We start from the raw sequence: 23,964 nt of genomic DNA, 5'->3' as shown, positions 1-23,964 counted from the left end.
CGCACGGTTATGGTTTTTCTCGGTTTTGGTTACCCCACGCTCAGCCGCACTTGGAATGGCCGCAGCTGCGGCAGGTCATGCAGCCCTCGACCATCTGCATCTCGAACTGACCGCAGCTGGGGCAGGCCTTGCCACGCGGCGTGTTGAGACTCACCACCTCGGCCTTGGGGTCCGACTTCAGCCCCATGCCCTCGCCTTCGAGAAAGCCCGTGGCAACCATATGGGTTTCGATCACCCCGCCGATGGCGGCAAGGATCGATGGGATGTATTTGCCCTGCACCCATGCCCCGCCACGTGGATCGAAGACGGCTTTCAGCTCTTCCACCACGAAGGACACGTTGCCACCACGGCGGAACACGGCCGAGATCATCCGCGTCAGCGCCAGCGTCCAGGCGTAATGCTCCATGTTCTTGGAGTTGATGAAGACCTCGAACGGGCGGCGGTGGCCGCCAATGATGATGTCGTTGATGGTCAGGTAAATCGCGTGCTCACTGTCGGGCCATTTCAGCTTGTAGGTATGGCCTTCCAGGCTTTGCGGACGGTCCAGAGGTTCGGACATATAGACCACTTCTGCGCCGTTCTCCGTGTCGCTTTCGTGCGGTGCATCCGCGGTTTCCCCCGGCGCGGTATCGGCGCTTTCGCTGACCGACAGGACCGATCCTGTGACATCATTGGGGCGGTAGGTGGTGCAGCCCTTGCAGCCCTGGTCCCAGGCCTGCATGTAGACATCCTTGAAGTCATCGAACGAGATATCTTCCGGGCAGTTGATGGTCTTGGAAATGGAACTGTCGATCCACTTCTGCGCCGCTGCCTGCATCTTGACGTGATCCGCAGGCGCCAGGGTCTGGGCGTTGACGAAATAGTCGGGCAGTTCCGCATCGGCGCCGAACTTGTCGCGGTACATCTTGACCGCATAGTCCACCACTTCCTCTTCGGTGCGCGAGCCGTCCTTTTGCAGCACCTTGCGGGTATAGGCATAGGCAAAGACCGGCTCGATCCCCGAAGAGACATTACCCGCGTAAAGGCTGATGGTGCCGGTGGGCGCAATCGAGGTCAGAAGCGCGTTGCGGATGCCATGTTCGCGGATCGCCTCGCGCACGTCCTCGTCCATGTTCATCATGTTGCCCGAGGCCAGATATTTCTCCGCATCGAACAGCGGGAAGGCGCCTTTTTCCTTGGCCAGATCCACCGAGGCCAGATAGGCGGCGCGGGCGATCTGGTGCAGCCACTCGTCGGTCTGACGCGCCGCCTCGTCCGAGCCATAGCGCAGGCCCAGCATCAGCAGCGCATCGGCCAGCCCGGTGACACCAAGGCCGATCCGGCGCTTGTTCTGGGCTTCGGCAGCCTGCGCGTCCAGCGGGAATTTGGAGACGTCGACGACGTTGTCCATCATCCGCACCGCGGTGGCGACCAGCTCCTGCATCGCATCAAGATTCAGCTCGGCATTGGCTTCAAACGGGTTCGACACCAGCCGCGCCATGTTGACGGAGCCCAGAAGGCAGGCCCCATAGGGCGGCAGGGGCTGCTCACCGCAGGGATTCGTGGCGCAGATTTCCTCGACATAGGAGAGGTTGTTGGCCTTGTTGATCCGGTCGATGAAGATCACGCCCGGTTCGGCATAGTCATAGGTCGCCTGCATGATCTTATTCCACAGATCACGTGCCTCGACCGTGTGGTAGACCTTGTCGCCAAAGACCAGATCCCAGGAGCCGTCTGCCTTGACCGCATCCATGAAGTCATCGGTGACCAGCACGGACATGTTGAACATACGCAGCCGCGCCGGGTCGGATTTGGCGGTGATGAACTGTTCGATATCCGGGTGATCGCAGCGCATGGTCGCCATCATGGCGCCGCGGCGCGAGCCTGCGGACATGATGGTGCGGCACATGGCGTCCCAGACATCCATGAAGGACAAGGGACCGGATGCATCTGCCGCCACGCCTTTTACGTCGGCGCCGCGCGGGCGGATGGTCGAGAAGTCATAGCCGATGCCGCCGCCCTGCTGCATGGTCAGGGCTGCTTCTTTCAGCATGTCGAAGATACCCGCCATGCTGTCGGGCACGGTGCCCATGACAAAACAGTTGAACAGGGTCACCTGACGCGCAGTCCCCGCCCCTGCGGTGATGCGGCCTGCGGGCAGGTATTTGAAATCTTCCAGCGCCTCGAAGAACTTTTCCTCCCAGACATCGGGTTTGTCCTCGGCCCGAGCCAGATCGCGCGCAATCCGGCGCCAGCTGTCTTCGACAGTGACGTCAATCGGGGTCCCATCCGCCTGTTTAAAGCGGTATTTCATGTCCCAGATCTGCTCGGCAATGGGGGCGGCAAAGCGGCTCATACAGCGAATCCCTCGTGGCTGGTCGTTACGGCGTGGCGCTCTCGATACTACACGGTTTAGAGAAGCCTCAACGCAAATTTACGATCTCGACATAGATTTTTACCCTTGACCCCACCACATATTGACACCCAACCCCAAACGAAACACTAGATGCTGTTGCCTGCGGGGAGAAACCTGTGGGCAGCCTGTGGATAACTGTGGGAGAGTTTACGAACGCCTCGCCCGAACCTGCACACGACAGAAGCGCAGGTGTCTCCCACGCAAAAGCGATTTGCAGTCGCTTGCCGTGCGCGGCAAAAGGCCTAGGATAACGAACCCGGACACTATGACTGGGCACTTGGGGGACGACCTTGGAAAAACACATCAATCTGGTCAAACTCTCGGTCGGAACCGAAAGTGTGGAAACCCTTCAGGCTTGGCAGGAGCAGTACCGCCAGACGCTGCCCGAAGGCCTGCCCCGCCACGTGACCCGCATGTGGCCGAAACGCGAGGCCGAGCTGCTGAATGGCGGCTCGATCTTCTGGGTGATCAAGGGACTGATCCAATGCCGCCAGCGCATTCTGCGACTGGATGAAGTCACCGGCGAGGACGGAATTCGCCGCTGCGCTATCGTGCTGGACCGCGACCTGCATCGCACCAACACCGCGCCCAAACGTCCCTTTCAGGGCTGGCGCTATCTGAAGCCCGAGGACAGCCCCGCAGACCTGCCCGAGGGGCGCGAAGAGGAACAGCCCCTGCCCGCCGAATTGTCGCAAGCGCTGGCGGAGATCGGCGTCCTGTAACGCGCCCTGCCGCGGAACCCGGCCCCCGCAAATGCGGGAGCCGCAGGCCGACGTGAGAGTTTATCCAATCATGTCCAACAGGGTATTCAGCGCGGCCTTTTCATCGGCGCTGTATTTTGCCTCGCGGCTGCGCCACAGAGTGGCCTGGGACTTCAGCACCAAACCATCGCTCAGCAGCTTCAGGTGGTTGGCCCTCAGGGTTTCTCCGGTCGAGGTGATATCGGCGACCATTTCAGCGGTCTCGTTCTTCACCGTGCCTTCGGTGGCACCCTGGCTGTCGACCAGCTGGTAATCGGCTACACCGGCCTCGGTCAGGAATTCACGCACCAGCCGGTGGTATTTCGTGGCAATCCGCAGCCGGTGCCCATGGGCCTGGCGAAACGCCGCCGCAACCGCGTCCAGATCATCAAGCGTATCCACGTCGATCCAGAACTGCGGCACCGCCAGCACCAGATCGGCAAACCCGAACCCCAGTGGTTCCAGCTCTTCGACCTGCTGTTCCCAGCGGGGCAGTTTTTCCTGCACCAGATCGGTGCCCGTCACCCCAAGGTGAATCCGCCCCGCCGCCAGTTCGCGCGGGATCTCTCCGGCGGACAGCAGCACCAGCTCCATCCCCGGCACGCCTTCGATGGCCCCGGCATATTCACGCTCGGACCCGGTGCGCGACAGGGTCACGCCCCGTTTCGCAAACCAGTCAAAGGTCTTTTCCATTAGCCGCCCCTTGGACGGCACGCCAAGCTTCAGGCTCATGACTGCACCTCCTCGAGCATCAGCATCAGATCGGGGCGCAGTACCCCGCCCACCGCCGGGATTTCATCTCCCTGCCCCAACTGCCGGGTCAGCGCATCATAGCGTCCGCCACTGGCGACCGGCGGCAGTCCGGGTTTGGTTTCGGCATAAAAACCAAAGACGAAGCCGTCGTAATATTCCATCGAGGTGCGCCCGTAGGAGGCTTCGAAATCGAGACTGTCGACATCGATACCACGCGCCTTCATCGCGGCGCTGCGCGCCTCCAGCCGATCCAGCGCGGGCAGGATTTGCGGCAGATCCACCGCGATATCGCGCATCTGCTCGATGGCATATGGGATGGTTTCGCGCACGGCCATCAACGCCTCCAACGCCAACAGCTCATGCTCGGAAATCGGCGGCATGGCGGCATCGGCGCGCAGCAGTTCAACCCGCGCGTCAACCTCGGCGGCGCGGCGTTTGCCAATCGCCGGGGCGGATCCGCTCAAGGAACCTTCGGTCGACAAGAGCTTCTTACGGCTTTCCGGCACGGTGCCCCGCCCGGCATAGCGTTCCAGCAGGCTGCGGAACCGGCGCGGCCGCCAGATATGCCGCATTAACGCGGATTTACGCTTGTCGGTGGTGTTCAGCCCCTCTACCGCAGCCATCAGAATGCCGATATCGCCAGTCGCGGCGCGCAGCGGCAGGCCCCGGAGCTGCAGGGCGATCAGGGCAAAAACCTCAGCATCCGCCCCGGCGGGATCGGCGCGGTCAAAGACCTCATAGCCGACCTGCACATATTCATTGGCGCGGTCCGGGTCATGTTCCTGACGGCGAAACACCTCGCCCGAGTAGGTATAGCGGGCCGGATCGGCGCCTTGGCGCATATGCATCTGCACGACGGGCACGGTGAAATCGGGGCGCAGCATCTGTTCGCCGCGCAGCGCATCCGAGGTGATATAGGCGCGGGCACGGATGTCCTCGCCGTAAAGATCCAGCAGCGTTTCCGCAGGCTGCAACAGCGGCGGCTCGACTGCCTGGGCACCGGCCGCCTCGAAATTCATCCGCAACCGTGCGGCGCGGGCCAATATGTCTGAACGTGTGGGCATCGGACTATCCCTGACTTTCGAGGATCTCGCGCACCTTCGCGACAAGATCCGTGCGCGGCACTTCGAACTGGCTGGGCCGTTCTTTCCATTCTTCCAGCGTGGCGTTTTCGGCAATCTTTGCCCCAAGGATCAGGTCCTTGATCTGCACCACACCGTTTTCCTTTTCGTCGCCGCCTTCGATCACGGCGACGGGGGAATGGCGTTTGTCCGCGTATTTCAGCTGGTTGCCGAAATTCTTGGGATTGCCCAGATAGACCTCGGCCCGGATGCCTGCGTTGCGCAGTTCGGTTACCATCGCCTGATAATCGGCCATGCGGTCGCGGTCCATCACGGTGACCACCACGGGCCCGGTCGGCTGGGTCGCAAGACGTCCCTTTTCGCGCAGCGCTGCCAGCAGACGGTCGACACCGATAGAGACCCCAACGGCCGGCACTTCCTGCCCGGTGAACCGTTTCACCAGCCCGTCATAGCGTCCACCGCCCGCAACCGAGCCGAACTGCCGCTTGCGCCCTTTTTCATCAAGGATTTCAAAGGTCAGCTCGGCCTCGAACACCGGACCGGTATAATAGCCAAGACCGCGCACCACCGAGGGGTCGATCTCGATCCGGTCGGGGCCATAGCCACCCGCCGCCAGCAACGCGCCAATCTGCTCCAGCTCGGCAATGCCTTCGGCGCCGATCTTGCTGTCGCCCACGGCAGCGCGCAGGTTTTCCAGCGTTCCAGCGGTGTCGGCAGCCTTGGAGGTCAGGAAGGTCAGAACCGGCGCAGCCTGTTCCTCGCTGAGGCCGACACCGTCGATATAGGCACCGGAGGCATCAAGCCGTCCCTTGGTCAGCAACTGGTGCACGCCCTCTTCGCCGACCTTGTCGAACTTGTCGATGGTGCGCAGCACGTCATCGCGGGAGGCAGCGCCTTCCTCAAGGCCCATGGCCTCAAGCACTCCGTTCAGAACCTTGCGGTTGTTGACCCGCACCAGATAGTCGCCACGCGGAATGCCGACGGTTTCGAGCGTGTCGGACAGCATGGCGCAGATTTCGGCGTCCGCTGCCATCGAAGCGGTGCCAACGGTATCGGCATCGCATTGGTAGAACTGGCGATAGCGGCCCGGTCCCGGTTTTTCGTTGCGCCAGACCGGCCCCATCGCGTAGCGGCGATAGGGGGTGGGCAGATCGTTGCGGTGCTGGGCATAGACCCGCGCCAGCGGCGCCGTCAGATCATAGCGCAGCGCCATCCAGTCGCCCTGGCCGCTCTCGTCGGTTTCCTGCCAGGCAAAGACACCCTCGTTCGGGCGGTCCACATCCGGCAGGAACTTGCCCAGCGCCTCCACCGTTTCCACGGCCGAGGATTCCAGCGCATCAAACCCGTATCGATGGTAAACCCCGGCGATCGCATGCAGCATCTCGGTGCGCTGGGTGACCTCGGCGCCGAAATAATCGCGGAAACCCTTGGGCGTGATGGCCTTGGGGCGGGGTTGTTTCTTGACTTTGGCCATTGTGGCCTCCTCACGGGTGTCGTTGGTCTGATACGTGCCGCGGGGTCTAGCCGATGCATGTAACAACGGCAAGGTAACGATACGCGCGAAGGCAATGTCGCGGCCTTTGCGCCTCAGCTGCGATTGAGTACGACAGCCTGTCAGATATTGGCAAAGTCTCCGCCACGCCCCTTGCCTGCGGCAAAGCGCGCCGCGCCGTCGCGCCCTTCGGCCACGAAGCTTGCGCGCGATTGCCATTCGCGTTTCAGTGCCGCCGCCAGTTCCGCTGGCGCCATGCGGGCGGAGAGATGATCGGCCAACATGCAGGCCTGCGGATAGCGCACCAGATCGGCCGCCAGCGCCTGAGCCTCCTCCAACGCAGCCCCTGGGGCGCAGACCCGACTTGCCAGCCCCACCGACAGGGCTTCCGATGCCTGCACCGGGCGTCCGGTCAGGATCAGATCATTTGCGCGTCCCTGCCCCAGAATGCGGGGCAGGCGCACCGTGCCGCCATCGATCAGCGGCACCCCCCAGCGGCGGCAGAATACACCTGCGGTCGCGTCGTCAGCCATCACGCGCAGATCGCACCAGGCGGCAAGTTCCACCCCCCCGGCGACGGCAGGGCCTTCGATGGCGGCGATCACCGGTTTGCGCAGCATCAGCCGCGAGGGTCCCATCGGTCCGGGCAGCGGATCGGCCATGGGATCAGACCACCCTTCAGGAATATCCAGCCCGGCGATCCAGGCATCCGCAGCGCCCGATCCAGCGGACTTCAGATCAAACCCCGCGCAAAAATAGCCGCCCTGCCCGGTCAGCACAGCAACCCGAGCGCCCGGATCTGCGTCAAACGCCAGAAACGCCTCGAACAGCGCGCGGGCCGTATCCGGATCCACCGCATTGCGCACCTCGGGGCGGCAGATGGAGATGGTGGTGACCCCATCCTGTGTTTCACTGCTGATTGTCATGGCGCATCCCCCCTGTCGATCCTGTGCCTGTCGGCCGTCTCCCGTCGGCCCACCGTGTTAGCAGGTTGGCGTTTCCCCCATGGACCGGCAAGCCCGGCGCGCGTATGACGTTGCGCAGCCAAGGAGACACATCATGCAGCACCTGGAAGAACAGATCGCGCATCTTACCCGCACCGTTGACGAGCTGAGCGATGTGATCGCCCGTCAGCAAACCGAACTGGATCGCCTAACCCACCGGGTTCAGATGCTGTTCGAACGCGAGGCAACCCGATCACAGGAAGGTACCGGCGGGGTGATTTTCGGAGATGAGCGGCCGCCGCATTACTGAGCTGCTATAGGATTGCAGGCAAGGCTGGAAAGCCCCTTCCCCGGCCACGGTCACCCGTTTCCGCCCCGCCGCTGCGGCGTTTCAGGCACGCGGCGCTAACCTGCCTTGGAGAACCGGTCCTGCTCCGGATCAGAGTTGGAGCGCATGCGCCGCAGCGATGACCACTTTGTTTCCAGCATCCAAGCCACGTCTTCCCCCGACATGGGGCGGGCGAAATGATACCCTTGCCCCATTTCGCATTTCACCGACTGCAAGAAGTCGAAATCCGCATCGGTTTCCACTCCTTCCGCCGTCACCTCCAGATCCAGCCCATGCGCCAGGGCCAGGATCCCCGATACGATTCGCTGGTTTTCGGGCCGATCCTTGATGTCGGAAATGAAGCTGCCATCGATCTTGATACTATCGAACGGTAATTGCCGCAGGTTTGACAGCGACGAGAACCCCGCCCCGAAATCATCCAGCGCCACTGTGACGCCCAGTGCATGCAGCTGTCTTAGGGTGGATTGCGCCATGGCAAAATCCGACATGATTGCGGTTTCCGTCAGCTCGATTTCCAACCGACGGGGATCAAAGCCCGTTTCCTCGAACACCTCTTTCATCCGCTCGACCAGATGACCGTCGCGGAACTGGGTCGGCGATACATTCACCGCCAGCCGCACCCGCGGATCCCAGCTGCGCGCCACAAGGCAGGCCTGGCGCAGGACGCTCCAGCCCAGCGGGGCAATCAGCCCGACATCCTCGGCGATTTCAATGAACAGATCGGGCGGCACCACGCCGCGGGTGGCGTGGGTCCAGCGCGCAAGCACCTCAAAGCCGCGCAGCCTGTCGGTGGCAATGTCAAAGACGGGCTGAAAAAAGGGTGCGATTTCGTCATTCGCTACGGCCTCTTTCAGATCCAGCTCCAATGCGCGCCGCTCCCGGGCCTCCTGTTCCAACTCTGCGTCGAACCAGGCAAATTGCCCACGGCCGCCTTTCTTGGCCGAATAGAGCGCCTGATCCGCGTATTGCAGGGCGTCTGACGCCTTATGCCGGGGTGTCAGCAAGGCCAGTCCGACACTGGTGCCGACGGACAGCCGGATACCATCCACCAGAATCGGCTGTGAGATCGCAGTCAGCAAACGTCGGGCGACGCTTTCAGCGCGCGTCGCGGTGGTCTCTGGATCCAGCGCGATTGCAAATTCATCTCCGCCCAGACGCGCAACAAGATCATCCGCAGTGAGTTCTGCCCGCAGCCGCGCTGCACACTCCATCAGGACCAGATCGCCATAGGCATGTCCGTGGATGTCATTGACCGCCTTGAACCGATCAAGATCCAGCATCAGCACAACCCCGCCCGATGCCCCGTCTGCGCTGTCGAGCGTAGCCAGGTGATCGACGAACGCACGCCGGTTCGGCAGGCCCGTCAGGGGATCATGCCACGCGAACTGCTGCGCCTCTTTCTCGGCCCGGTCCCGTTCCCCTGCAACGCGGGCCAACTGGCGGGACCTTACGATCAGCGCAACAAACGACCCGAAGGCCAGGTTGAGCACCAGAATGGCGATCTCGTCCAGCTCCCAGTCCTCATGCGCGCGACTGTACTCGTAGAAGGTATCGAATGCATCGATTTCAACGCTGATCACAAAGGTTACCATCGTCCCTGCACAGATCAGCAGGTAGACCCAGTAGTCTTTCAATCTGGCAAAAAACGATGACACGAAGCAGCCCTAGTGCAAAAGGTTTCCCTTTGACTATGCCAGTTATCCTAAAAACACGTTCAGCAAGAAGAAGACGTTTATCTAAAGCTTTAACGGTTCCCTCCCCACATCCCGGCGCGGTGGTTTCCCGCCGGGTCTGGGGTTAGATTTCCTCGACGTCCAAAACACCTTCCAGCGACTTCAGCGCGCCCTTGATCTGCGGGTTGATCGGAAAAATCTGCCCTAGATCCATTTCCACATCGCCCGGAAGACCGGGATCCTGCAGATACATCAGCACCTCGCCCCGGCTGGCGTTGCGGGCGGCGGATTTTGCATCCTCCAGCACGCGGGCCACGGTGCCGATGGCGCTGGCATCACTCACATAGACCCTGAGCGAGCTTTTCCCGGCATCGGCAATGGCCGCATCGACTGGCCCGACCGAGCGCACCAACAGTTTCAGCTGATCGCTTTCCATGGTCGCCTCGGCGGTGATCACCACCTTGGCACCGGTCTCAAGGAACTCCCGCGATTTTTCCAGAACTTCGGAGAACAGCGTCACCTCATAGGCGCCGCTGGTATCGCTGAGCTGGGCAAAGGCAAACCGGTTGCCGCGCGCCGATTTGCGCTCCTGCCGCCCGGCGACAACCCCGGCCATCTTGGCCATGAAGGGGCCGCGCTCGGCCTTGGCCGTGACCTCATCCAGGGTCATCACATCCTTGCGTTTCAGGGCAGGCATATAGTCGTCCAGCGGGTGGCCCGACAGGTAGAAACCAATCGCCTTGAATTCTTCACCCAGCCGTTCGGCAGGCAGCCAGTCCGGGGTGCCCGCAAGCCGCGGTTCCGGCAGGTCGTCCCCCGCTTCGCCAAAGAGCGATACCTGATTGGAATTCTTCTGTTCGTGGATCGCGGCCGAATAGTTCACCAGCCCCTCGAGGCTTTCGAACAAGCGGCGGCGGTTGCTGTCGAGCTGATCAAAGGCCCCGGCCCGCACCAGCATCTCCAGCGGCCGCTTACCGACCTTCTTGAGGTTCACCCGGCGGGCAAAGTCGAAAATACTGACAAAGGGCCGTTCCGTGCCATCCTCGCGCCGCGCCGCTGTCACCAGCCGCATCACATCCAAACCGACGTTTTTTAGCGCGCCCAGCGCATAGACCAGTTCGCCGTTCACGACGTTGAATGTTGCTTCGGAACGGTTCACGCAAGGCGGCACATAGGGCAGGCTCAGCCCCTTGCGGACCTCTTCGAAATAGATCGCCAGCTTGTCCGTCAGGTGGATATCGCAGTTCATCACCCCGGCCATGAACTCGACCGGGTGGTTCGCCTTCAGCCAAGCCGTCTGGTAGGAAACCACCGCATAGGCCGCCGCGTGCGATTTGTTGAAACCGTAGTTGGCGAATTTCTCCAGAAGGTCGAAAACCTCCGAGGCTTTCTTCTTGTCGACGCCATTTTCCGCCGCGCCCTTCTCGAATTTCGGGCGCTCGGCGTCCATCGCCTCCTTGATCTTCTTACCCATGGCACGGCGCAAGAGGTCCGCGCCGCCAAGCGAATAGCCCGCCATGACCTGGGCGATCTGCATCACCTGTTCCTGATAGACGATGATGCCTTGGGTTTCCTCAAGGATATGGTCGATCAGCGGATGTACCGAGGTGATCTTGCGCTGGCCGTTCTTCACCTCGCAATAGGTTGGAATATTCTCCATCGGACCAGGACGATACAGCGCCACCAGCGCAACGATATCCTCGATGCAGTTCGGCTTCATGCGCTTCAGCGCATCCATCATGCCGGTGGATTCCACCTGGAACACGGCAACCGTCTTGGCCGAGGAATAAAGCTTGTAAGAGGCCTCGTCATCCAGCGGGATGGCGTTGATCTCGTTCACCGCGCCTTCGGGCGGCTCATAAAGCTGGGTGCCATCGGCTGCGATGTGCAGATTGCGCCCGGACTGGTTGATAAGATCCACCGCGTTTTGAATTACGGTCAGCGTCTTCAGGCCCAGAAAGTCGAATTTCACCAGACCGGCCTGCTCCACCCATTTCATGTTGAACTGGGTCGCGGGCATGTCCGACCGCGGATCCTGATAAAGCGGCACCAGCGCATCCAGTGGCCGATCGCCAATCACCACCCCCGCCGCGTGAGTCGAGGCATTCCTGAGCAGACCTTCGACCTGTTGACCGTATGTCAGAAGCCGGTCCACCACAGGCTCATTGCGGGCTTCTTCCTTCAAGCGAGGTTCGTCCTGCAAGGCCTTTTCGATGGAGACAGGTTTCACCCCTTCCACCGGGATCATCTTGGACAGGCGGTCCACCTGGCCATAGGGCATCTGCAAGACGCGCCCGATATCGCGTACCGCCGCCTTGGACAGGAGCGCACCGAAGGTGATGATCTGGCCTACTTTGTCGCGACCATATTTCTGCTGCACGTAGCGGATCGTCTCTTCACGCCGGTCCATACAAAAGTCGATGTCGAAGTCGGGCATAGAAACCCGTTCCGGGTTCAAAAAGCGCTCGAACAGCAGGCTATAGCGCAGCGGGTCAAGGTCGGTGATGGTCAGCGCATAGGCCACCAACGAGCCCGCACCCGAGCCACGGCCAGGCCCGACAGGGATATTGTTGTCCTTGGACCATTTGATGAAGTCCGCAACGATCAGGAAGTAGCCGGGAAAGCCCATGCCCTCGATGATGTCCAACTCGAAATCCAGCCGTTTCTGGTATTCTTCCACGCTGACCGCATGCGGGATCACCGCAAGCCGGTTCTGCAGGCCCTCGTTCGCTTGTCGCCTGAGTTCCTGCACCTCGTCATCGGCAAATTTCGGTAGGATCGGGTCGCGCCGATAGGCCATGAAAGCGCAGCGTTTGGCGATTTCCACCGTGTTCTCGACCGCCTCGGGCAGATCGGCAAACAGCGTCACCATCTCCTGCTGGCTTTTGAAATAATGCTGTGCGGTCAGGCGGCGGCGCGGCTCGGACTGGTCCACATAGGCGCCTTCCGCGATGCAGATCATGGCATCATGCGCCTCATACATCTCGGTCTTGGGGAAATAGACGTCATTGGTGGCGACCAGCGGCAGTTCCATCGCATAGGCCATTTCCACATGGCCGCGTTCGGTCAGCTTTTCCGCATCGGGCTGCCCGTCCTCGCCCGGATGGCGCTGCAATTCTACATACAGCCGATCCGGGTAGATCGCCTTCAACCGCTGCATCAGCGCTTCGGCCGCCGGGCGCTGTCCCTGCTGCAAAAGCTGTCCCACCGGCCCGTCCGGCCCGCCGGACAGACAGATCAGACCCGCCGAATTGACCTCCAGATCCTCCAGCGTGACCTGCGGCAGCTGCCCACCCTTGTCCACGTAAAGACAGGAGGACAGCTTCATCAGATGCTCGTACCCCTCCTCGTTCTGGGCCAGCAAAACGATGGGGGCCGGCGCCTTGGGGCGCTCTCCCGGTTCGGTCTTCTCGAACGTCAGATCCACCTGACAGCCGATGATGGGCTGGATCCCGGCGCCGGACAGGGTGACCGAGAATTCCAACGCGGAAAACATCGCGTTGGTATCCGTCACCGCGATGGCAGGCATATCATTTGCCTTGCACAGATCCGGCAGCTTCTTCAGCCGCAGCGCCCCCTCCAGCAACGAGTATTCGGTGTGGGTGCGCAGGTGAATGAATCGGGGAGCGTTGGTCATGGCTGCAAGCTATCCGATCCCACGCGCAGGAGAAAAGCGCATTCGTGCCGCGCGCGGCAGTTTACGCGCTGCCGCCTGTCACCGCAGATTCTGTCTTTTCGCCTGAATAATGGGCTGTATTCTTCGCCTCTTTTTGAAAGTGTTTTCAACAGGCGCGGCAAGCCAGCGCACTAACATTCCCGCTACCGTACTAATAACAAATGGAAATCATTCGACCGGACGATTTCACGGCCAAAAGCTTTTGCCGCCCGTAGTGTCGCTTTTTCTTGCCAGAATCCGCTTGGGCTTTCTAGGCTATGCTTAACAAGCATGCATATATCCCGCTGGCTCTTCTACGTCGCATCGAAGGGTTGGCAGTACGGGAAAACAGGGTAAGGCGACGGGTTTCACAAGATGACAATCACCTTTCATCTGAACGGTGAGGAGGTAACGCTGAGCGATGCGAATTCGTCGGCGACGCTGCTCGATTGGCTGCGCGAAGAGCGCGGCCTGACCGGCACCAAGGAAGGCTGCAACGAGGGCGACTGCGGCGCCTGCACGGTGATGGTGACCGATGAACAGGGCGCAAAGCCGCTGAATGCCTGCATTCTGTTCCTGCCACAGCTGAACGGCAAATCGGTGCGCACCGTCGAAGGCGCTGCCGGGCCGGACGGCAGCCTGCACCCGGTCCAGGACGCAATGATCAAACATCACGGCAGCCAGTGCGGGTTCTGCACCCCCGGCTTCGTCATGTCGATGGTCACCGCACACAAGAACGGCGCCCACGATTTCGACGACCAATTGGCCGGAAACCTGTGCCGTTGCACCGGCTATGCGCCCATCGTCCGCGCGGCCAAGGCGGCAGCCGATCAACCGGTGCCCGACTGGATCGCGTCCGAGGCCCCACCTGCGGCCACACCCCTTGATGACATGCCGACTTCATCCGACGATCTCGCCGCGCTCTTCGCCGCTAACCCCGAGGCAACGCTGGTGGCCGGAGCGACGGATGTCGGTCTCTGGGTGACCAAGGGCCTGCGCGATCTGGAACATATGATTTTCCTAGACCGCTGCACCGACCTGAAACAGATCGAGATCAGCGACGAGACAGTCCGCGTCGGCGCCATGGTCGACATGAACCGGATGCGGGCCGCCATCGCCCCGCTGCACCCGTCCTATGCCGAGATGATCCGCCGCTATGCCTCGCAGCAGGTGCGCGCGGCTGCCACGGTCGGCGGCAATATCGCCAATGGCTCCCCCATCGGGGACAACCCGCCCGCGCTCATCGCGCTTGGCGCCACGCTGCATCTTCGCAAGGGCGACACCCGGCGCGATCTGCCGCTTGAAGACTTCTTCCTTGAATACGGCAAACAGGACCGTCAGCCGGGCGAATTCGTCGAGGCGGTTTCTTTCCCGCGTCAGCCCGATACCCTGCGCGTCTATAAGCTCTCCAAACGCTTTGACCAGGACATCTCGGCCGTGCTCGGCGCTTTCAATGTCACGGTCGAAGATGGCATCGTGCGCGCGGCGCGCATCGCCTTTGGCGGCATGGCAGGCATTCCCAAGCGCGCGTCCAATGTTGAGGCCGCTCTTGTCGGGCAACCCTGGACACCGGCAACCATTGCCCTTGCCCAAGCGGAATTCGACAAGGACTTCACCCCGATGCGGGACATGCGCGCCTCGGATGAATACCGCCTCGACTGCGCCCGCAACATGCTGCAACGCTGTTTCGCGGATCTCGCGGGCGAAACCGTCAGCGTGCTGGAGGTGGGCCAATGAGCGTTGCAAAACCCCTGCCCCACGACGCCGCCCGCCTGCATGTGACCGGCGCCGCCCGCTATGTGGACGACACCCCGACGCCGCGCGGCACCCTACATCTGGCCTTCGGCTTGTCGGCCATCGCCAAGGGGCGCATCACCAAGATGGATCTGGAGCCCGCCCGCCAAAGCTCCGGCGTGGTCGCGGTGCTGAGCGCCGGTGATCTGCCCTTTGACAATGATGTCTCCCCGTCGAACCATGATGAGCCACTACTGACATCCGGCGCGATCAACTATGTCGGCCAGCCGGTGTTTCTGGTGGTGGCAACCAGCCACCGGGCCGCGCGCATCGCCGCCCGCAAGGCCGTGATCGACTACGCCGAGGAAACACCCCTGCTGGCACTGGAGGCCGCATTGGCCGCCGACAGCCGGTTCGAGGAAGGCCCGCGCATCTATCAAAAGGGCGATGCCGCCGCAGCCATCTCCGCCGCTCCGCGCATGGTCGAAGGCAGCTTTGACCTTGGCGGGCAGGAACATTTCTATCTCGAAGGACAGGCCGCGCTGGCCCAGCCACAAGAGGATGGCGGCATGCTGGTCAATTCCTCAACCCAGCACCCGACCGAGATCCAGCACAAGGTGGCCGAGGCGATCGGCCTGCCGATGCATGCGGTGCGGGTGGAAACCCGGCGCATGGGTGGCGGATTTGGCGGCAAGGAAAGCCAGGGCAACGCGCTGGCGGTCGCCTGCGCCATTGCCGCGCGCCACACCGGGCGCCCCTGCAAGATGCGCTATGACCGCGATGATGACATGGTCATCACCGGCAAACGCCACGCCTTCCGCATTTCCTACCGGGCGGGGTTTGACACGGACGGCCGCCTGTTGGGGGTGGAGTTCACCCATCTGGTGGATTGCGGCTGGGCGCAGGATCTGTCGCTGCCGGTGGCTGACCGCGCCATGCTGCACGCCGACAACGCCTATGCGATCCCGGCGATCCGCATCGAAAGTCATCGCCTCAAGACCAACCGGCAAAGCGCCACCGCCTATCGCGGGTTCGGCGGCCCTCAGGGCATGGTCGGAATCGAACGGGTCATGGACCATATCGCCCATAACCTGAAGCTGGACCCGGTGGAATTGCGCCAGCGCAACTACTACGCCGCCCCCGGCACCACCACGGGCGATAACACGACCCCCTATGGCATGGAGGTCAGCGATTTCGAATTGCACGAGATGACCGCGCAATTGCTGGAAAGCGCGGATTATGCCGCCCGCAAGGCAGAAATCGCCGACTGGAACCAGGGGCAGACACAGCTCAAACGGGGGCTCGCCTTCTCTCCGGTAAAGTTCGGTATTTCCTTCACCCTGACCCACCTCAATCAGGCTGGGGCACTGGTTCATGTCTATCAGGACGGCTCGGTCCACCTGAACCACGGCGGTACCGAGATGGGACAGGGATTGTTCCAGAAGGTCGCGCAGGTGGCGGCCAGCCGGTTTGGTATCCCACTGGAGAAGGTGAAGATCACCGCCACCGATACCGCCAAGGTGCCGAATACCTCTGCCACGGCGGCCTCTTCCGGGTCTGACCTCAATGGGATGGCGGTCAAGGCCGCCTGTGACACCATCCGCGCCCGCATGGCCGAACACCTGGCATCCCTACATCAGGCCGCGCCTGCGGATGTGGTCTTTGCAGACGGCGTGGTTCGGATTGGCGACGCGATAGAGCTCAGCTTCGATGCGGCGGCGAAACTTTGCTACGAGGGGCGGATCAGCCTGTCGTCGACCGGCTTCTACAAGACCCCAAAACTGGAGTGGGACCGGATCAAGGGACAGGGACGCCCCTTCTTCTACTTTGCCTATGGCGCCGCCCTGACCGAGGTGGTCGTTGACCGGCTCACTGGCGAAAACCGCATCCTGCGCACCGACATCCTGCATGATGCGGGCGCCTCGCTGAATCCGGCATTGGACATCGGCCAGGTCGAAGGCGGTTATGTGCAGGGCGCCGGATGGCTCACCACCGAAGAGTTGGTCTGGGACGACAAGGGCGCGTTGCGTACCCATGCGCCCTCAACCTACAAGATCCCGGCCTGCTCTGACCGTCCGGACGTCTTCAACGTGGCGCTTTATGACGGAAAGAACCGCGAGGACACCATCTACCGGTCCAAGGCAGTGGGCGAGCCGCCCTTCATGCTGGGGATCTCGGCTTGGCTGGCGCTGTCGGATGCGGTCTCGGCCTTTGGCGCGACCTATCCTGCGCTTGATGCACCGGCCACCGCCGAAGAAATCTGGCGCGCGGCGCGGAGGACCAGCGATGGGGTTTGATATCGAAGGCCTCAAGGCCGCAATAGCTGCGCATGGACGTGTGACCCGCGTGGTGATCGCGGCCATCCGCGGCTCCTGCCCGCGCGAAGTGGGCGCCGCCATGCTGGTCTGGCGCACAGAGGACGGTTTTGCCCAATCCGGCACCATCGGCGGCGGAGCGCTTGAGTATGAAGCAGCGCAAAGGGCCGCCGGGCAAGACACACCTTCCCGCCTAAGCACCCACGCGCTTGGGCCTGATCTTGGTCAGTGCTGCGGCGGATCGGTAACGCTGCTGAGCGAGGTCTATGAGGCGAATGACCTAGAACGCCTCGACACCGAGGTGATCGCGCGCCCTGCGGGACAGGACAGCCTGATGCCGCTCACGGTGCGGCGTCTGCTGACCCGGCAACGCAATCAGGGCCAGCGCCCGGAGCCGCAGCTGATCGACGGCTGGATGATCGAAGCCCGGCACCAGCCAGAGCACCCTCTGTGGATCTGGGGCGCGGGCCATGTCGGGCGCGCGCTGGTCGATGTGCTGGCGCCCCTGCCCGATCACGACATCACTTGGGTCGACACCGCCCGAAACCGGTTTCCCAAGCATATTTCGGACACCATAACCCCCGTATGGGCTGAAAATCCGTCGCTTTTGGTGGCTCACGCGCCGTCAACTGCCCGACATCTGGTTCTGACCTATTCCCATGAGCTGGATCTGGCGCTATGCCACGCCCTGCTGAAACATGACTTTGCCTTTGCCGGGCTGATCGGCTCCGCGACCAAATGGGCGCGCTTCCGTTCCCGGCTTACTGCCCTAGGCCACGCCCCCGCGCGGATCGACCGGATCACCTGTCCGATCGGGGATCCGGCCCTGGGCAAGCACCCGCAGGCAATCGCGGTCGGTGTGACGGCGCAACTGCTGGCGCTGGAAGCAAGAGGCAGCGCAGAACAGGAACTAAGAAAGGACCGGCACGCGTGACTGTACCCCTTCTGAGCCTCCAGGGCCTGACCAAGGCCTACCCGGGCGTCGTTGCCAACGATCAGGTGTCTTTCGACATCGGCGAAGGCGAGGTGCACGCCCTTCTGGGTGAAAACGGCGCCGGCAAATCCACCCTTGTGAAAATGATCTACGGGCTGGTGAAACCCGACAGCGGCCAGATGCTGCTGCGCGGAGCGCCCTTTGTCCCGGCCGAGCCTCGCGCCGCCCGCGCCGATGGCATCGCCATGGTATTCCAGCATTTTTCCCTGTTCGATGCGCTGAATGTGGCGGAAAACATCGCCCTTGGCATGGAAAACCCGCCGCCGCTGCGTGATCTGGCCAGCCGCATCCGCGAGGTCTCTGAAACCTACGGATTGCCGCTCGATCCATTCCGCACCGTGGGCGATCTCTCTGCCGGGGAACGCCAGCGGGTCGAGATCATCCGCTGCCTGCTACAGGATCCGAAACTGCTGATCATGGACGAGCCGACCTCGGTACTGACCCCGCAGGAGGTCGAGATCCTGTTCGAGACCCTGCAAAAACTGCGCAGCGAAGGCACCTCGATCCTTTATATCAGTCACAAGCTGGAAGAGATCCGCACCCTGTGCGATCACGCCACCATCCTGCGGCTGGGCAAGAACGTCGGCGAATGCACCCCATCCGAAACATCGGCCCGCGATATGGCCGAGATGATGGTGGGCACCGCACTCAAGACCCCGGAACGCGTCGGCCGTGACCTCGGCGACGTGGCGATGGACATCAGCGGCTTGTCGGTTCCCGCACCGTCGGCCTTTGGCACCGCGCTGAAGAACGTACACCTGAGCGTGCGCAAGGGAGAGATCCTGGGCATCGGCGGCGTGGCCGGCAACGGCCAGGATGAGCTGCTGGCCGTTCTGTCGGGTGAGACCCTGTCGGTTCCGGATGCGGTGAAACTGCACGGCCAGCCCATCGGCAAGCTGGGTCCGGTTGCACGGCGGCGCCTTGGGCTGCTGTCGGCCCCCGAAGAACGCCTTGGCCATGCGGCAGCGCCGGACATGAGCCTCACGGAAAATGCCATGCTGACCGCCGCCGTGCGCGAAGGTCTGGTCAGCCGCGGTTTCCTCAATTGGCCCGCCGCCAAGGCGTTTGCCAAACGCGTGATTTCCGAATTCGACGTGCGCACGCCGGGACCGGAAAACGCGGCGCGCTCTCTGTCCGGGGGCAACCTGCAGAAATTCGTCATCGGCCGCGAGGTGCTGCAACGCCCCGAGGTGCTGGTGGTGAACCAACCGACGTGGGGCGTTGATGCTTCTGCCGCCGCCGCGATCCGGCAATCGCTGCTGGATCTGGCCGCAGGTGGCACCGCCGTCATCTGCATCAGTCAGGATCTGGACGAACTGATGGAGATTTCCGACAGTTTCGCCGCTCTGAACGAAGGCCGCCTGAGCGCGCCGCGCCCGGCGGCCGGGCTGACGGTGGATGAAATCGGCCTGATGATGGGCGGCGCCCACGGCATGGAGGTGGCGCATGTCTGATCTCTGCCAGTATTTGACTATTAATGAAGGAGCCGACGCATGATCCGGCTTGAGAAACGGCCACAGCCGTCGCGCGCCTGGTCGATGGCCACGCCGCTGGTGGCGGTGCTGGCAACGATGATCGCGGGCGGGCTGTTGTTCGCCATCCTGGGCAAGGACCCGGTCGAGGCGATCCGCACCATCTTCTGGGAACCGCTGTTTGGCGAGTTCGCCTTCTACTACCGCCCGCAGTTGCTGATCAAAGGCGCGCCGCTGGTCTTGATCGCCATCGGCCTGTCCTTGGGTTTTCGCGCCGGGATCTGGAACATCGGCGCCGAGGGACAATACATCATGGGCGCGCTGTTCGGCGCCGGGATGGGGCTGGCCTTTTACCCACTGGAGGCCTGGTACATCTTCCCGCTCATGGTCCTCGCAGGGGCCTTTGGCGGTTGGATCTGGGCGATGATCCCGGCCTTTTTGAAGGTTCGCTTCGGCACCAATGAAATCCTTGTCTCCCTGATGCTGGTCTATGTGGCCGAGCAGTTCCTTGCCTCCATGTCGCTGGGGTTGCTCAAGAACCCCGAAGGCTTTGGTTTTCCGGGTAGCCGCAACCTGCAGCAATACGAAAGCGCCCATAACGCCGATCTGATCGCAGGCTCCGGCATGCACTGGGGTGTGGTTGCCGCGCTGATCGCGGTGATCTTTGCCTATGTACTGCTGAACCGGCACATGCTGGGCTATCAGATCCGCCTGACCGGCGAAGCCCCGCGCGCGGCGCGTTTTGCGGGCGTGAAGCCTGCGCGCCTGATCCTGTTCTGCCTTGGCGCATCCGGCATGCTGGCGGGCCTTGCCGGCCTGTTCGAGGTCTCCGGTCCGTCGGGCCAGGTCTCGATCGATTTCAACGTGGGCTATGGCTTCACTGCCATTATCGTGGCCTTTCTTGGTCGTCTGCATCCCGTCGGGATCCTGCTCGCAGGGGGACTGATGGCGCTGACGTATATTGGCGGCGATATCGCGCAGTCGAACATGGGGCTGCCCTCGGCGGCGATCCAGGTCTTCCAGGGGATGCTGTTGTTCTTCCTTCTGGCATTCGACCTGCTCACCAATTTCCGTATCGCAATCGGCAAACCGGAGGTGGCGTAAGATGGATCTATCCGCAATCAACCCGGTCCTGCTGATCGCCTCCCTCATGGTGGCGGCTACGCCGCTGCTGCTGGCCGCCGTGGGCGAACTGGTGGTGGAAAAGGCAGGCGTTCTGAACCTTGGCGTCGAAGGCATGATGATCACCGGCGCCATCGCCGGCTTTGCCACCGCAGTCGAAAGCGGCTCGCCGCTCTTCGGCTTTGTCATCGCCGCAGTGGCGGGGGCGACGCTGTCCACCCTCTTCGCCATCCTGACCCAGTTTGCCAAGGCCAACCAGGTCGCATCGGGCCTGTCGCTGACGCTCTTCGGGCTCGGAATCTCGGCGCTGATGGGACAAAGCTATGTCGGCATCAAACCGCCGCAGATGCAGGACATCCATATCCCGGTCCTGAGCGATCTGCCCGTCGTTGGACCGATCCTGTTTGGCCATGACATCATCCTCTATTTCGGCATTGTCCTGACAGCGGTGGTCTGGGTGGTACTGAAATACACCCGTGTGGGTCTGATCCTGCGCGCGGTGGGGGAGAACCACGATGCGGCCCACGCGCTTGGCTACAAGGTGCTGCGCATCCGGGTGCTGGCGATCCTGTTCGGCGGCGCCTGCGCTGGCATGGGCGGTGCCTATATCAGCCTGATCCGGGTCCCCCAGTGGACCGAAGGCATGACCGCCGGCATCGGCTGGATCGCCCTTGCGCTGGTGGTCTTTGCCAGCTGGAAACCCTGGCGGGTGCTGCTGGGCGCCTATCTTTTCGGCGGTGTTACCGTGGTGCAGCTTAATCTTCAGGCAGCAGGCGTTGCCATCCCGGTCGAGTATCTGGCAATGTCGCCCTATCTGATCACCATTGTGGTGCTTGTCATTCTATCAGCGGATAAGAGCAGCGCACCCGCTGCCCTTGGCCGCAATTTCCATGCCTCCCGTTAGGATCTGACGGCAGGCCAAACACCCTGCCCGGGCATCCGGGCACATTATAAACAACACGGGGGATCCCTTTGATGAAACTGACGACACTTCTGACCAGCGCCGCCATGGCGCTTGGCCTTGCGACCGGCGCGATGGCCGAAGACAAGACCAAGGTAGGCTTTGTCTATGTCGGTCCCGTCGGCGACGGTGGCTGGACCTATGAGCACAATCAGGGCCGCCTGGCCGTAGAAGAGGAATTCGGCGACAAGGTCGAAACCGTCTATGTTGAAAACGTCGCAGAAGGCCCCGACGCCGAGCGCGTGATTACCCAGATGGCGCTGCAGGGCGCCGACCTGATCTTCACCACCTCCTTTGGCTACATGGATCCGACCATCAACGTCGCCAAGAAGTTCCCGAACGTGAAGTTCGAGCACGCCACCGGCTACAAGCGAGCCGACAACGTCTCGACCTATTCTGCACGCTTCTATGAGGGCCGCGCCGTTCAGGGCACCATCGCGGGCAACATGACCGAGAGCAACATCGTCGGCTACATCGGGTCCTACCCGATCCCCGAAGTGATCCGCGGCATCAACTCTGCCTATATCCACGCCAAGAAAGTGAACCCCGACGTCACCTTCAAGATCGTCTGGGCCTTCACCTGGTTCGACCCGGCCAAAGAAGCCGACGCCGCCAAGGTTCTGATCGAACAGGGCGCCGACGTGATCCTGCAGCACACCGACTCCACCGCGCCGCAGGCCGCTGCACAGGCCGCAGGCAACGTGATCACCTTTGGTCAGGCTTCCGACATGGCCGAGTATGCGCCGAAACCGCGCGTCTCCTCGATCATCGACAACTGGGCGCCCTATTACATCGCCCGTACCAAGGCCGTGATGGACGGCACCTGGACCTCGGTTGACACCTGGGACGGCATCGGCCCGGGCATGGTGGGCATCGGTGAAATCTCCGACGCGGTTCCCGCCGACGTAAAAGAAGCCGCGCTGGCGCTGAAAGCCTCGATCGCGGACGGTTCCTACCACCCGTTCACCGGCCCGCTGAACAAGCAGGACGGTTCGGCATGGCTGGCAGAGGGTGAAACCGCCGATGACGGCACCCTGGCCGGCATGAACTTCTTTGTTGAAGGCATCGAAGGCGACATCCCGCAGTAAGCGGCTTGCCCAGACGAGTTACGGAAAGGCCCGCCAGATTGGCGGGCCTTTTCTTTTGGTGGCTGCAGTTCTCCTCTGCACAGCCACTCCGCAAATCTTGGGCGACCCCAACTTCTGCAGCAAAGCAACCTATTACAGACCACGACCAACTCTTCTGATATTCTCGCCGCACCAGCATCGGCGGGGCGCGAGACCGGGAGGCCTAGAAAAGGATGGAGTTTTTCGATTACGGCTATCTCTTGGCGAGCGACTGGCTCCCCTACTCCATCGCCCTTGCCGTGGTTGCTTGCGCAGCGTCTATTCTCACGATCCGGCGTCTGCCGACCCAGCCATGGCGCGCATTTTTCCTGTCCTGCCTGATCGCCTTTTGCGTGGCGTTCCTGCTCTCCGGAACCAGGTTCGGTTTTTCGGGCGGCGCCGAGGCGCTGTTCTGGAACGTACTGGGCGCAGGTCTGCTTGCTCAGATCTGGCTTCCGGTCTGTGCGGTCACTCACATTATCGCGCGACGGGATCGGATCAGACGCCGATAAGCTGGCGCATAGACAGCGCAGCCTCGACAGTAATCACTGGGGGCCTAGCGCTTCTTCGAGAACACCCGATAGGCCAACAGCACACGTGACGCAGCCGTCACGAAGCACAAGGCGCCGAACACCCAGGCCATCAGGGCAAAGGCCCCCGGAAACAGGCAGAGCGCCACGAAGAACCCGATTGTCTCCGCCCCTTCCAGCAACCCTCCGGTGAAATAGAGCGTTTTGACGCCGCGCGCGGTGCTGGACATCTGGTGCCGCTCGGCCAGGACGGAATAACCAAGGAAGCTGGCACCGTTCACGTAGAAAGACATGAGCAGAAAGGCACCTGCCGCGCCATTGGCCCCAGGGTTCGCCAGCACGAATGCCAAGGGCACCGCGCCATAGAACAGGAAATCGCAGGTGATATCGAGATAACCGCCAAACCCCGTCGGCGCGCTGGCCCGCGCCACCGCCCCATCCAGCCCATCGGCAAGGCGTGACAGCAACAACGGCAGCAGCGCCCAGCCAAACATCCCGAGAGCAATCAGCGCAGCAGACAGAAGCCCCAGCGCCAGCCCTAATAGCGTCACCTGATTGGCACTGATCCCCCAGCGCGCAATGACCCTGCCCTGCGCGTTCAACGCAGGGTCGATCAACGGGCGGATACGGGCATCAAACATGGCTCT

General features: G+C 62.2%; 18 protein-coding genes. 10 read left to right on the top strand and 8 right to left on the bottom strand.

Going from position 1 to position 23,964, the window contains the following annotated elements; translation table 11 throughout:
* Nucleotides 1-40: 40 nt before the first annotated feature.
* Complete coding sequence (locus AAFO90_RS09430; RefSeq protein ID WP_347509253.1) at nucleotides 41-2,335, bottom strand: adenosylcobalamin-dependent ribonucleoside-diphosphate reductase; 2,295 nt, start codon at nucleotides 2,333-2,335, stop codon at nucleotides 41-43.
* Between the two features lie 350 nt (nucleotides 2,336-2,685).
* Here AAFO90_RS09430 and AAFO90_RS09425 point away from each other — a divergent pair, with 350 nt between their 5' ends.
* Nucleotides 2,686-3,117, top strand: coding sequence for a DUF1489 domain-containing protein (locus tag AAFO90_RS09425; protein ID WP_065271080.1), 432 nt, complete (start codon nucleotides 2,686-2,688; stop codon nucleotides 3,115-3,117).
* Nucleotides 3,118-3,177: 60 nt separating this feature from the next.
* Here AAFO90_RS09425 and hisG read toward each other — a convergent pair whose 3' ends face one another.
* From hisG to AAFO90_RS09405, 4 genes are all read right to left on the bottom strand, one after another.
* Entirely contained in the window at nucleotides 3,178-3,867 is a 690-nt protein-coding gene (hisG, locus tag AAFO90_RS09420; RefSeq protein ID WP_274836264.1) for an ATP phosphoribosyltransferase, read from the bottom strand.
* Entirely contained in the window at nucleotides 3,864-4,952 is a 1,089-nt protein-coding gene (locus AAFO90_RS09415; protein ID WP_347509252.1) for an ATP phosphoribosyltransferase regulatory subunit, read from the bottom strand. The genes hisG and AAFO90_RS09415 overlap by 4 nt, the downstream gene beginning before the upstream one ends.
* 4 nt (nucleotides 4,953-4,956) lie before the next feature.
* Complete coding sequence (gene hisS / locus AAFO90_RS09410; RefSeq protein ID WP_347509251.1) at nucleotides 4,957-6,444, bottom strand: histidine--tRNA ligase; 1,488 nt, start codon at nucleotides 6,442-6,444, stop codon at nucleotides 4,957-4,959.
* A gap of 140 nt (nucleotides 6,445-6,584) precedes the next feature.
* Nucleotides 6,585-7,388 carry a crotonase/enoyl-CoA hydratase family protein gene (locus tag AAFO90_RS09405; protein WP_347509250.1) on the bottom strand — a complete coding sequence of 268 codons (804 nt, stop codon included), beginning with the start codon at nucleotides 7,386-7,388 and terminating at the stop codon, nucleotides 6,585-6,587.
* Nucleotides 7,389-7,521: 133 nt separating this feature from the next.
* Here AAFO90_RS09405 and AAFO90_RS09400 point away from each other — a divergent pair, with 133 nt between their 5' ends.
* Complete coding sequence (locus tag AAFO90_RS09400; protein ID WP_065271085.1) at nucleotides 7,522-7,716, top strand: SlyX family protein; 195 nt, start codon at nucleotides 7,522-7,524, stop codon at nucleotides 7,714-7,716.
* 95 nt (nucleotides 7,717-7,811) lie between these two features.
* On the opposite strand, the gene AAFO90_RS09395 is transcribed toward AAFO90_RS09400, so the two are convergent.
* Nucleotides 7,812-9,410: an EAL domain-containing protein gene (locus AAFO90_RS09395; protein ID WP_347509249.1), complete on the bottom strand. Its 1,599-nt coding sequence runs from the start codon at nucleotides 9,408-9,410 to the stop codon at nucleotides 7,812-7,814.
* Between the two features lie 142 nt (nucleotides 9,411-9,552).
* On the bottom strand, nucleotides 9,553-13,065 hold the full coding sequence (gene dnaE / locus AAFO90_RS09390; protein WP_347509248.1) for a DNA polymerase III subunit alpha: 3,513 nt from the start codon (nucleotides 13,063-13,065) through the stop codon (nucleotides 9,553-9,555).
* Nucleotides 13,066-13,458: 393 nt separating this feature from the next.
* Between dnaE and xdhA the strand changes: the two genes are divergently transcribed.
* The 8 genes from xdhA to AAFO90_RS09350 all read left to right on the top strand — a co-directional run bounded on the left by xdhA (nucleotide 13,459) and on the right by AAFO90_RS09350 (nucleotide 23,299).
* A complete protein-coding gene (gene xdhA, locus AAFO90_RS09385; protein WP_347509247.1) occupies nucleotides 13,459-14,820 on the top strand; it encodes a xanthine dehydrogenase small subunit in 1,362 nt (453 codons plus the stop codon).
* Complete coding sequence (gene xdhB / locus AAFO90_RS09380) at nucleotides 14,817-17,114, top strand: xanthine dehydrogenase molybdopterin binding subunit (RefSeq protein WP_347509246.1); 2,298 nt, start codon at nucleotides 14,817-14,819, stop codon at nucleotides 17,112-17,114. The genes xdhA and xdhB overlap by 4 nt, the downstream gene beginning before the upstream one ends.
* Nucleotides 17,104-18,066 carry a xanthine dehydrogenase accessory protein XdhC gene (gene xdhC / locus AAFO90_RS09375; protein ID WP_347509245.1) on the top strand — a complete coding sequence of 321 codons (963 nt, stop codon included), beginning with the start codon at nucleotides 17,104-17,106 and terminating at the stop codon, nucleotides 18,064-18,066. Before xdhB ends, xdhC begins: the two co-directional genes overlap by 11 nt.
* Nucleotides 18,063-19,580: an ABC transporter ATP-binding protein gene (locus AAFO90_RS09370; protein WP_347509244.1), complete on the top strand. Its 1,518-nt coding sequence runs from the start codon at nucleotides 18,063-18,065 to the stop codon at nucleotides 19,578-19,580. The genes xdhC and AAFO90_RS09370 overlap by 4 nt, the downstream gene beginning before the upstream one ends.
* Before the next feature lie 39 nt (nucleotides 19,581-19,619).
* A complete protein-coding gene (locus tag AAFO90_RS09365; protein WP_347509243.1) occupies nucleotides 19,620-20,702 on the top strand; it encodes an ABC transporter permease in 1,083 nt (360 codons plus the stop codon).
* Between the two features lies 1 nt (nucleotide 20,703).
* Nucleotides 20,704-21,624 carry an ABC transporter permease gene (locus AAFO90_RS09360; RefSeq protein WP_274832287.1) on the top strand — a complete coding sequence of 307 codons (921 nt, stop codon included), beginning with the start codon at nucleotides 20,704-20,706 and terminating at the stop codon, nucleotides 21,622-21,624.
* A 71-nt stretch (nucleotides 21,625-21,695) separates the two neighbouring features.
* Complete coding sequence (locus AAFO90_RS09355) at nucleotides 21,696-22,769, top strand: BMP family ABC transporter substrate-binding protein (RefSeq protein WP_065271094.1); 1,074 nt, start codon at nucleotides 21,696-21,698, stop codon at nucleotides 22,767-22,769.
* A 212-nt stretch (nucleotides 22,770-22,981) separates the two neighbouring features.
* Nucleotides 22,982-23,299, top strand: a complete 318-nt coding sequence (locus AAFO90_RS09350) for a hypothetical protein (RefSeq protein WP_274830843.1) — start codon at nucleotides 22,982-22,984, stop codon at nucleotides 23,297-23,299.
* Between the two features lie 44 nt (nucleotides 23,300-23,343).
* Here the strand turns inward: AAFO90_RS09350 and AAFO90_RS09345 are convergent, their stop codons facing one another.
* On the bottom strand, nucleotides 23,344-23,958 hold the full coding sequence (locus tag AAFO90_RS09345; protein ID WP_065271096.1) for a CDP-alcohol phosphatidyltransferase family protein: 615 nt from the start codon (nucleotides 23,956-23,958) through the stop codon (nucleotides 23,344-23,346).
* Nucleotides 23,959-23,964: the final 6 nt, after the last annotated feature.

It is taken from the genome of Phaeobacter sp. CAU 1743 (genome assembly GCF_039839315.1).
GTDB lineage: Bacteria > Pseudomonadota > Alphaproteobacteria > Rhodobacterales > Rhodobacteraceae > Phycobacter > Phycobacter gallaeciensis_A.
This window is presented reverse-complemented; position numbering and strand designations above follow the sequence as displayed.